The organism is Caballeronia mineralivorans PML1(12) (assembly GCF_001028175.1).
GTDB lineage: Bacteria > Pseudomonadota > Gammaproteobacteria > Burkholderiales > Burkholderiaceae > Caballeronia > Caballeronia mineralivorans.
In genome coordinates this window covers 53,483-60,923 of the sequence record NZ_AEJF01000246.1, presented here as the reverse complement: position 1 = coordinate 60,923, position 7,441 = coordinate 53,483, and the positions used below count along the sequence as shown (strand labels likewise).

Below are 7,441 nucleotides of genomic sequence, written 5' to 3'. Positions count from 1 at the left end.
CGACGCCGCGCGTGAGCGCCGGGCGTCTGGGTAACCGCAGCCTCATCCTCGCGCAGGGTGCCAAGATCGACTGCGCGGGCGACACCGCGTTCGACTCCAGTGAAGCGGGTCTATCCACCTGCACGGTGACGAAAAACGTCTATTCCGACGATGGGCGGGTGGTACTGATCGAACGCGGCTCGCAGATCAACAGCCAGTACCGCTCGAACCTCTCGCCTGCGCAAAAGCGCGTATTCATCCTGTCGGCGCGCATCAAGACGCCGAATGGCGTGACGGTGGAGGTCGATTCTCCGGCCGCGGACGCGCTCGGACGCATGGGCATCGGCGGCTACGTGAACAACCACTGGGGCGAGCGCGTGGGCGCGGCGTTCCTGCTGAGTATCACGCAGGACGCGATCGGTTACCTGGCGACGCGCGGTGGCAACAACAACAGTTCCACGGTCTTCGAGAACACGCAGCAGACCGGCAACGACATGGCCGCTCGCGTGCTCGAGAGCACGATCAACATTGCCCCGACGCTCACGCAGAACCAGGGCGCCGAGTTCACGATCGTGGTCGCGCGCGATCTCGACTTCAGCGCCGTCTATGCACTGCAGCCGGAGGCTGTCCAATGAATACGCCTGCGTTGACTGCCAGTTGGGCCGAGCAGACGCTGCTCGCGAGGTTGCCGGACGACGCGTCCGTGCGCGAGCTGATGCGCCCGTTCGCATCGCTGCTCGACAATGGAGATGTCACTGAGCTCGTGATCAACCGGCCGCAGCGTGTGCTCACCGAAACACATCTTGGCTGGCACGGCTTTGACTATCGCGACCTGGATTTCGAGCGCCTGATGTCGTTCGCGGTGGCCATCGCCACGCTCACGAACCAGGAAGTCTCGGCCGAAAATCCGGTGCTCTCGGCGCTGTTGCCCGGCGACGCGCGCATCCAGATTGTGATACCGCCGGTCGTGCCCCCGCGCACGGTGTCGGTCACGATCCGACGCCCCTCGTCGCGGGAGAAGACGCTCGGTATCTATCGTGCCGAAGGACTCTTTGCGCGTAGCGAGTGGCACCGGCCGGTGGGTCTCGATGACGCCACCACGGGGTTGCGAGCGACGGACCAGCATCTCGTACGTAGGCTCGATGAGCACGACTTCGCGGCCTTCTTTGAGTTGGCGGTGCTTGCCCGACTGAATATCGTCATCGTCGGCAACACGGGTTCGGGCAAGACGAGCTTCATGAAAACGCTCTGTCAGCACATCCCGGCAAGCGAGCGTGTTGTGACCATCGAGGATGTGCGCGAGCTGTTCATCCGTCACATCGAGAACTGCGTCCATCTTATTTATAACAAGGGCGGCCACGGACAGGCTCGCATCACGCCTGCGGAGCTGATCGCCAGCACCATGCGCATGCGTCCCGATCGCGTGCTGCTCGCTGAGCTACGCGGCGCGGAAGCGTACGACTTCCTGAAACTACTGACCACAGGGCACTCGGGTTCCATCACGAGCTATCACGCATCGAGTGCGGCGGTGGCGATCGAGCGCTTTGCCCTGATGGCGAAGGAACACCCGGAGGCGGCCGCCTATGACGATGCGGCACTCAAGCGCCTGTTGCTTCTGACCATCGACGTGGTCGCACATATGGAGGCGCAGCCGGTGTTCGACGAGGCGGGCGTCCAGACTGGCAAACGCTGGTCCATGACGGAAGTCTGGTTCGATCCGCTGCGCAAGCACCGGACCGAGTTTGAATGAATGTTAAGTGAATGTTTGGGTGAACCCGCGCGCAAAGGATGGAGCAGACCATGCAAAATCGCGGTTGGCATCATGTCTATAGGGCGGCGAAGACGCTGGCGGCTCTCGTCGTCCTGGGCGCAGCGCTTCTGGCCGCGCTCTGGCTCGCGTCGTTCTTCCTCTACGCGAGTCTGCGGATCAATCCGCTGCATGCGGGGATATGGGGCTGGCTGGATGCGGCCCGTGCGTGGCGTGACGGCGGGCTGTCGAAAGAGGGCAGGCGGCTTGCCGGCTCGGCAATTTTCGGGTTGCTGGTCGCCTTCGGTGGACCGGCGCTCGGCTTGTGCGCACTGTGGAGCCGCTCTGCTCATCGGCGTCTTTACGGCAGCGCGCGGTTCGCGAGCGACGCGGAAATCCGTGCGGCGGGGCTGCTATGAGCGCTGTCACGACAGCCAATCCCGGACCGGCTATCGTCGTGGGCGTATGGCGCGGACGGTACCTGCGTTTTGTGGGCCAGCAGTTCGTGCTGCTCGCGGCTCCGGCGCGCTCGGGCAAGGGCGTCGGTATCGTGATTCCGAACCTGCTGAGTTATCCGGATTCGGCTGTGGTGCTTGACATCAAGCAGGAGAACTACACCATCACGGCGGGCTTTAGGCGCGCCCACGGCCACGCGGTCTACCTGTTCAATCCTTTCGCCGAAGATGGGCGAACGCACCGCTATAACCCGCTGTCGGCCATTTCGGATGGGGTGTTTCGCGTGGGTGACGTTCTTGCGATCGGCTACGCCCTCTATCCGGTGGGCGGCCACGACGATTTCTGGAAGGACCAGGCGCGCAATCTCTTTCTGGGTATCGTGCTGCTGCTGTGCGAATGGCGCGATGCGCGGCGTATGGGGAGCACCGAGATCCCTCACCATCCCGTCACCATGGGAGAGGTACTGCGGCAGTCATCGGGAAATGGCATGCCCGTGAAGGCGTATCTGCAGAAGGCATTGCTGCAATACCGCAACCTCCTCACGGGGCCCTGTGTCGATGCGCTCAACCGCTTTCTCGCGAATGACGACAAGGTACTGGCGAGCATCCTCGCAACCTTCAATGCGCCGCTCACGATCTGGGCCAACCCGATCGTTGATGCTGCGACGAGCACGAACGATTTTGACCTGCGAGAGGTCCGCAAGCAGCGCATGACAGTCTATATCGGTATCACGCCGGATCATCTGACGGAGTCGGCGCTGCTCGTCAACCTGGTGTTCTCCCAGCTCGTTAATCTCAACACCAAGCAGTTGCCGCAGGACAACCCGGCGCTGAAATTCCAGTGTCTGCTGCTCATGGACGAATTCACCGCAATCGGCAAAATTCACATCATCGCGCGCGCAGTCGCGTATATGGCCGGCTACAACCTTCGCATGCTCTCCATCGTGCAGTCGGTCTCGCAACTGGAGTCGGTCTATGGCCGCGCGGATGCCCGCACGTTCGTCACCAACCACGCGATGCAGATTCTGTACGCGCCGCGTGAGCAGAAGGACGCCAACGAGTATTCCGAGATGTTGGGCACCTTCACCGACAAGTCGCGCAGCGTGAGTCGCTCCAACGCCATCCTCGGCGGCCGTGGCGGGTCGAGCGAAAGCATCTCCGAGCAACGTCGAGCGTTGCTGCTGCCGCAGGAACTGAAGGAGCTTGGCCGGGACAAGGAAATCATCCTGCTCGAGAACACCAAGCCGATCCTCGCCGAGAAGATCTGCTACTGGCGCGAGCCCGCCTTCACGTCACGGCTTGCCGCCGCGCCTCGCGTGCCGGCGATCGATCTTGCCTGCTTTAGTGCACAGCTCGAGCAGCGCGTGCGTGAACTCAGGGTGGGCGAAATCGATGCGCATGCCTCGGGACGGATCCACGTGCCGGCCGAGAATCTGGAGGTGTTGCAGGTATGGGATCCGCGAGATCTGCCTTCGCGGCTTGCCGACATTAGCGAGGACGAGGCGAGCGCATACGTGGAGCGGCACTTCATGTTGCTTGGCGTTCCGGTTGAGCAGATCGGGCAGGCAAGACGAAGGCAGTCGCTGGCGGATCCGGACGTGGCGCAACTCGGGCTGGCGGCAGGCTCACGAAACCGCCGGGCAAGCAGCAAGTCAGGGGAGACAAAAGCAGCGGCCGGCAAGGCGCGCGTCGGAAAGGATGCGCGCGCCGCTCGCGCGGTTGACCCGTCCGGGCACTCAGACGTCGCACCCATAGTTGCGCCAATACGCGGAGAGCATCGATGAGCCCGCAGTTCGTTGATGAGCGCGCTCGCGCGCGGGCCGCACTCGCCGTGATTCCTGCGCAAGACTACTCGACGTGGGTCGATATGGCGTTCGCGGTGAAGCAGGGATTCGGTGATGCGGGCTTTGACATCTGGGACGAGTGGAGCCGTAGCGCGCACAACTACAGCGAGCGTGCTGCACGTGTGACGTGGCGCTCGGCCAGCGCATCGGGAGGCAAGACGCTTGCGTCGCTTTTCTGGCTGGCTGAGCGCCACGGCTTCGATCTGCAAGGCTCGAGAGTCGCGGGTGCCGTCGTGCACAGGGTGGCGGGTCCCGACCGGCAGACGCTGGAGCGTCGCGCGCAGGAGGCTCAACGAGAAGAACGCAAGGTGCGTACCCGCCACGCCGCAGTTGCCCGTGAGGCCGCGTCCATCTGGCAATGGGCGCGGCCTGTCGGACCGCAGCATCCGTATCTCACGCGCAAGCAGCTCAAACCGACAGAGACGTTGCGAGAACTGGAAGCCGTCGAACTGCGCACACTTCTCGGCTATGAGGCGTCGAGCGAGGAAGAGATCCTCACGGGCCGCGTGTTGATCGTGCCGGTATGGAGGGGCGAGCTCCTGTCGACGCTTGAGCTTATCGATGAACACGGGCGTAAATCGTCGCTTGCCGGAGGCGCGAAGAAGGGCGGGTACTGGATGACGCGGCCTGAACCAGTGACCGGCGAAATCGCGTCTCCAATGCTGATCGGTGAAGGGGTGGCGACGGTGCTGTCGGCACACCGGGCAACCGGATGGCTCGCGGCGGCAGCCCTGTCGAGCGGCAATCTCAGCGAGGTTGCCGGCGTCCTGCGCGAACGGTTTCCCGATGCCGGGCTGATCGTGCTCGGTGATCTCGGCCATGGTGAGGAGTCTGCGCGTCAAGCGGCCGGGCACGTTACAGCGCAGCTTGCCCTTCCTGTGTTTGCACCGCACGCGCTGATCGATGGTTCCCGGCCGACCGACTTCAACGACATGGCTGTGCTGTGCGGCTCGGATGCCGTACGTCGTTTGTTGCGGGACGTGGCGTTTCGCGAGGTGGTGAGCGCGCACGTGACGCCCGAACCAGAGCCGATCCCTTGCGCCGAAGCAAGAGCGGATAAACCAAAGGAGGGTAGTGAAATGGGCCACGTGAAAGAGGAAATGGCGAACGACGCTGGCAGCACGAAACGTCGCAAGGCGGCGCCGAAGAAGGTCGCGCCGCAAGCGGTGGAGGAGTCCCTGGTGACGCCGATCTCGCAGGACGGGCAGGTCCCACAGGCATCTGCGGGGAGCTCGCCGACGGATCCACCGTCGGCGGCGTGGACTCGCCGGGAGATCGGCGAAGCGCTATACGGGCTTGATGACGTTCCGCCGGAGATGAAGACGCTCGCGCGGCACCGCTTTGGCGCGCAGATCCGTATGGCGACGCCACGTGAGAATGGCGGTCCGTACCGGGGCGAGGTCTTCAACACGGAGCACTACCTGATTCAGGAGGTGGCTACACGCAGTGTCGTCTTTCACGCGAAGGAGCGGATGGAATTCGTTTCGGACCGTCTGAAATGGATGGACGAGAACCTGAGGATGAACGGGGCCGAAGTGCAGATCGGCTACGACGGCGATCGTGCGAAGGTGTACCCATGGGACCGCGTGCGTGACCAGCTCGAACGCACCGTGGCGTCGCTGAAGAAATCGGCGCGCGACGTTGGTTTTGGCGCGGACTTCGACGGCACCCTCGACCAGTTGCAGGCGAACTCGTGGACACGGATACGGCAGGCACGTGCAAGCGCGCTTGCGCAGTCGAAGGAACGGGCTGCCCGCGAACTGAAGAATGAGCCTGACAGATAAGGATTCTGGGCGGACAACGGGACAATCCGGGGCTAAACCAGTACGAGGCCGTACCATGACTGAGAGCGCTTCATCCACTTCCGCAACTGCTGCGCAGCAGGATCCGGTGATCAATCCGGTGATCAACGTCATCGAGCAGGATCCACCCGTGCCCAATGACGCGGGCGCTTCATCTGGCAGCCGCGAGCGCGTTGGCAATCTTGACGAGGCGGCACGAGATGCCGTGGCGGCTCGCCGACGACGTGAGTTCGATGCAGCGCGTGCCCGGTTGCGCGAGCAGGCCATGAGCGATGATCCGGCACGGCCGCCGCGCAGCGGCCCGCAGGCGACATCGGCGCACCAGAAGCAGGCCCACGCAGTGGATGCTGCGTGGGCTCCACTCGGTGACGCACCGCAGAGGGTGCGCAAGCGCTACCTGTGCGCGGGCAACCAGTACTTTCTGAAGGACGCACCGTACCAGCTCGCCTTCGAGGATCTCGGGCCCTGCCTCGTCACCGAGCACCATCGGTCCGACGTGGTGGAGTCGATGGTCGACATGGTGCAGGCGAAATCGTGGCAGCGCATTCGCGTGTCGGGTCATGAAGCGTTTTGCCGCGAGACGTGGTTGCAGGCGACGCTCCTCGGTATCCGGGTGAGCGGCTATGAGCCGAAGACAGCAGAGCTCGCGCGACTGAGCGAAGCGCGTCGCGAACATCTGAACAACCGTATCGAAGGCAGTGCGGAGCTGCCGGATGCCAGTAGCAGCGGCCGGGCGGATGGCGTGGTCGCGCCCCAGCAGCCCTTATCTCACATGCCGCACATGCCGCCCATACCGCCCATACCGCCCATACCGCCCATACCGCCCATACCGCCCATACCGCCCATACCGCCTGCCCCGCAGGTCGGTGATTCCGGCCGCGCGCGCGATGATGTGCCCGACTCGCCACGGGAGAGCGGCGAGTTGGTCGAGCACGGTGGTGCCCCGTACCAGCACAATCCGGCACCAGGCGAGCCCTACGATGTCGTGTATCGGGATCACGTCGGTGCGGACCATGTGGTATGGGGCAAGGATCTTGAACGCGCGCTCGCGCAGTCCGCGGCGAGGCTCGGAGAACGCATCACGCTGGAGAACCTCGGCATGCGCTGGGTGAGCGTCGAGGCGCCGGTGGTTGACGCCTCGGGCCGGGTGATCGGTCAGGAAGAAAAAGAGGTCTACCGCAGCACCTGGCAGATAGATGTCGAGCGTCCAGAACACACTCGATCGGTGCAATCGATGTCCCGCAACGGGGCTGTTGACAGGGCGCCGGGGGAGATCGTGTCAGAGGCACCCCGCGCGCCGACGCTCACACCGCGGCACAGCAGACGTGAGGAGTCGGTGGCCGCGCAGCGCGCGATGCAACTGGCGGTGATCGTCGCGGCGATGCGTGCACAAGCGTTTGGCGACCGGTCGATTTGCCGTGTGGAGCAACACGCTGGCCGGATGATCGATGCATTTCACGCCGAAGGCGTTCGGCTCCCGACGCCCAAGGTTTTTGATCCCAAAGCTCCGTGCGCACGGGGCCGCCATGCCCCGTGCGCACCGGATCGCGCTGCAAACCGTGAGATTGAGCGCGCACCGTCTGAGCCGACTGCGCCGCCGCTGTGAGGGTAAGC

At 64.0% G+C, this 7,441-nt stretch carries 6 protein-coding genes; all 6 read left to right on the top strand.

All coding sequences use genetic code 11. The annotated features are described in order from the left end of the window. Positions 1–614, top strand: a 614-nt coding sequence (gene virB10, locus EOS_RS40430; RefSeq protein WP_047897840.1) for a type IV secretion system protein VirB10, incomplete at its 5' end; no start/stop codon positions are given. Beyond that, on the top strand, positions 611–1,729 hold the full coding sequence (virB11, locus tag EOS_RS40425) for a P-type DNA transfer ATPase VirB11 (RefSeq protein WP_047897839.1): 1,119 nt from the start codon (positions 611–613) through the stop codon (positions 1,727–1,729). The genes virB10 and virB11, both read left to right, overlap by 4 nt. Positions 1,730–1,779: 50 nt before the next feature. After that, positions 1,780–2,145: a hypothetical protein gene (locus tag EOS_RS40420; RefSeq protein ID WP_087882066.1), complete on the top strand. Its 366-nt coding sequence runs from the start codon at positions 1,780–1,782 to the stop codon at positions 2,143–2,145. Beyond that, entirely contained in the window at positions 2,142–3,965 is a 1,824-nt protein-coding gene (locus EOS_RS40415) for a type IV secretory system conjugative DNA transfer family protein (RefSeq protein WP_082163715.1), read from the top strand. The genes EOS_RS40420 and EOS_RS40415 overlap by 4 nt, the downstream gene beginning before the upstream one ends. Then, complete coding sequence (locus EOS_RS40410; protein ID WP_047897837.1) at positions 3,962–5,809, top strand: PriCT-2 domain-containing protein; 1,848 nt, start codon at positions 3,962–3,964, stop codon at positions 5,807–5,809. Before EOS_RS40415 ends, EOS_RS40410 begins: the two co-directional genes overlap by 4 nt. A gap of 55 nt (positions 5,810–5,864) precedes the next feature. Continuing rightward, entirely contained in the window at positions 5,865–7,433 is a 1,569-nt protein-coding gene (locus EOS_RS47345; RefSeq protein ID WP_047897836.1) for an LPD7 domain-containing protein, read from the top strand. Positions 7,434–7,441: the final 8 nt, after the last annotated feature.

Coding starts and splice junctions, on each gene's coding strand:
- EOS_RS40410 (WP_047897837.1), top strand. CDS start 3,962: ATGAGCCCGCAGTTCGTTGATGAGCGCGCTCGCGCGCGGGCCGCACTC.
- EOS_RS40420 (WP_087882066.1), top strand. CDS start 1,780: ATGCAAAATCGCGGTTGGCATCATGTCTATAGGGCGGCGAAGACGCTG.
- EOS_RS40415 (WP_082163715.1), top strand. CDS start 2,142: ATGAGCGCTGTCACGACAGCCAATCCCGGACCGGCTATCGTCGTGGGC.
- EOS_RS47345 (WP_047897836.1), top strand. CDS start 5,865: ATGACTGAGAGCGCTTCATCCACTTCCGCAACTGCTGCGCAGCAGGAT.
- virB11 (WP_047897839.1), top strand. CDS start 611: ATGAATACGCCTGCGTTGACTGCCAGTTGGGCCGAGCAGACGCTGCTC.